Below are 2,778 nucleotides of genomic sequence, written 5' to 3'. Positions count from 1 at the left end.
CGGCCTCGGCGTGCTCGCGGTGCTGCTGCACCCGATCATCCCGCTGGCGTCCGAGAAGCTCTGGGCTGCGGTCGGCGGCGAGGGCGACCTTGGCGAGATCCGACCGGATGCGGCGCTCGAGTGGCGCTCGACCGGTCGCGTTGGCGAGCTGCAGGCGCTGTTCCCACGCATCGATCAGGCCGACTAGCCTCGTGACGGTCTCGCAGCATCCGCGCAAGCGCGACTCGACCGCCGAGCACGGCCAACGCCGCGACCTGCGGTACCCGGACGTGCCCGAGGCGCTCGCGGTGCCGAGCTACGACAACCACACGCACCTCGAGATCGAGGACGGCGAGGCCGGGCTCGCCCTCGAGGAACACCTCGAGCTCGCGGCGCAGGCCGGCGTCGTCGGTGCGATCACGGTCGGCGGCGACGTGCCGTCGAGCCAGTGGCAGGTGCGGGCGGCGAACGCGCACGCGCGCCTCCTCGCCGCCGTCGCGATCCACCCGAACGAGGCGCCCCGGTATGCCGAGGCGGGCGAGCTCGAGGAGGCGCTCGATGAGATCGCGCGGCTGGCGCAGGATACCCGGGTCGCGGCGATCGGCGAGACCGGCCTCGACTACTTCCGCACCTCGGGCGACGACGCGCTGCGCGCGCAGCACGCGTCGTTTGAAGCCCACATCGACATCGCGAAGCGTGAGCGGCTGCCGATGCAGATTCACGACCGCGACGCCCACGACGACGTGGTTGCCCTGCTGCGCCGCGTCGGCGCGCCCGAGGGCACGGTGTTTCACTGCTTCTCGGGCGGCCCCGCGCTTGCGCAGATCGCGGCCGACGAAGGCTGGTACTGCTCGTTCGCGGGCAACGTCACGTTCAAAAATGCCCAACTGCTGCGCGACGCGCTCCAGGTGGTGCCGCGTGAGCGCATCCTCGTTGAGACGGACGCGCCGTTCCTCACGCCCGTGCCTTTCCGCGGCCGACCGAATGCGCCGTACCTGATTCCGGTCACGATTCGATTCATGGCCGACGAACTCGGCGTCGAAGCCGACGAGCTTGCGGCGCAGCTCACGCAGAACACGCTCGACCTGTACGGCCCGTTCGAGGTCGAGCAGCGCGTAGCATGGCGGGCGGCGCGACGTGGTTGACGTGCAATTGCTCGGCCCAGCCCAGATTCGCGATCTGGCGGAGCAGCTCGACCTGCAGCCGACGAAGAAGCTCGGCCAGAACTTCGTGCACGATCACGGCACGGTGCGTCGCATCGTGGCGACCGCCGAGGTGACGCCGGGCGAGCACGCGGTCGAGGTCGGGCCCGGCCTCGGCTCGCTCACCCTCGCCCTGCTCGAGGCGGGGGCGCGGGTCACCGCGATCGAGATCGATCCGCGCCTCGCCGAGCAGCTGCCGCTCACAGTCGCCGAGCGCGCGCCGGGCGCCGAGCTGCGCGTCGTCGAATCGGATGCGCTCAAGGTGGATGCGGTCGAGGACGAGCCGGTCGCGCTCGTCGCGAACCTGCCCTACAACGTCTCGGTGCCGGTGCTGCTGCACCTACTCGAGCGCGTTCCCTCGCTGCGCCGCGGCGTCGTCATGGTGCAGCGCGAGGTCGGCGAGCGCATCGCCGCCGGCCCCGGCTCGAAGATCTACGGGGCCCCGAGCGTGAAAGCCGCCTGGTACGGGCAATGGCGCACGGCCGGCCTCGTCGGTCGCAAGGTGTTTTGGCCCGTGCCGAACGTCGACTCGATCCTCGTCGAGTTCCGCGCCCACGACGAACCACTCGGCGACGACGCGCTGCGCCGGCGCCTCTTCGAGCTCGTCGACGCCGCCTTCGGGCAGCGCCGCAAGATGCTGCGCCAGGCGCTCGCGCCGAGCTTCGGCGGTTCGGCGCAGGAGGCCTCGGCCGCACTCGAACGGGTCGGGCTCGAGCCCACGGCGCGCGGCGAGCAGTTGTCGGCCGACGACTTCTTGCGGCTCGCGCGCGACGCCTCCTAGCCGCGAATCCGAGCAGGACCTGCCGGGTAGGCTAGGTGTCATGACAGACGCACCGCGGCGCGTGACGGCGACGGCCCCAGGCAAGGTCAACGTCACGCTATCGGTGGGCGAGGTGGCCGACGACGGCTACCACCCCCTCGCGACGCTGTTCATGGCGCTCAACCTCGTCGAGCAGGTCGAGGCCCGCGAGGCCGAGATGCTGTCACTGCGCTTCGCGCCCGGCCCCATCGACACCGAGGGGCTCGAGGTGGGCGAAGGCAACCTCGCGATCCGTGCGGCCCGGTTGCTCGCCGAGTTCACCGGCCGCGAGGCGCGCGCCGAACTCGTGATTCGCAAGCAGGTGCCGATCGCGGGCGGTATGGGTGGCGGCTCGGCCGACGCGGCCGCGACACTCGTCGCGCTCGACGCGCTCTGGCAGACGAACCTGATGCGGGAAGACCTCGCCGACCTCGGTGCGAAGCTCGGCAGCGACGTGCCGTTCGCGCTGTTCGGCAACGTCGCGGTCGGCACCGGCCGCGGCACCGAGCTCGCGCCGACGCTCGCCGGCGGCACCTTCGAGTGGGTGCTCCGCCTCAGCGGCGAAGGCATGTCCACCCCTGCAACCTACCGGGCCCTCGACGAGCACCGCGCCGAGCACGGGAGCCAGCTCTTCACGAAGCCGGTGCCCGTTGTGCCACAGGCCGCGCTCCTCGCGCTGCGGTCGGGTGACCCGGTCGCCCTCGCCGACGCCATGCACAACGACCTACAGGCGCCCGCACTGCGGCTTCGTCCCGACCTCGTCGCGGCGCTCGAATACGGCGAGGGCGCCGGCGCCCT

At 71.7% G+C, this 2,778-nt stretch carries 3 protein-coding genes and 1 pseudogene; all 4 read left to right on the top strand.

Features of this window, described 5'->3' with window-relative positions; genetic code table 11:
* Positions 1 to 187, top strand: a pseudogene (locus tag ID132_RS13000) (methionine--tRNA ligase); the annotation flags it as partial.
* A 4-nt stretch (positions 188 to 191) separates the two neighbouring features.
* Entirely contained in the window at positions 192 to 1,124 is a 933-nt protein-coding gene (locus ID132_RS12995) for a TatD family hydrolase (protein ID WP_241209094.1), read from the top strand.
* Entirely contained in the window at positions 1,117 to 1,962 is an 846-nt protein-coding gene (gene rsmA / locus ID132_RS12990; RefSeq protein ID WP_125106338.1) for a 16S rRNA (adenine(1518)-N(6)/adenine(1519)-N(6))-dimethyltransferase RsmA, read from the top strand. The genes ID132_RS12995 and rsmA overlap by 8 nt, the downstream gene beginning before the upstream one ends.
* A 40-nt stretch (positions 1,963 to 2,002) precedes the next feature.
* On the top strand, positions 2,003 to 2,778 hold a 776-nt coding region (locus ID132_RS12985; protein ID WP_193128818.1), incomplete at its 3' end, for a 4-(cytidine 5'-diphospho)-2-C-methyl-D-erythritol kinase.

Origin of the sequence: Gulosibacter sediminis (genome assembly GCF_014904065.1) — a bacterium.
GTDB lineage: Bacteria > Actinomycetota > Actinomycetes > Actinomycetales > Microbacteriaceae > Gulosibacter > Gulosibacter sediminis.
Note: the sequence above shows the minus strand (reverse complement) of the source record. Positions and strands in the feature narration are given on the sequence as shown.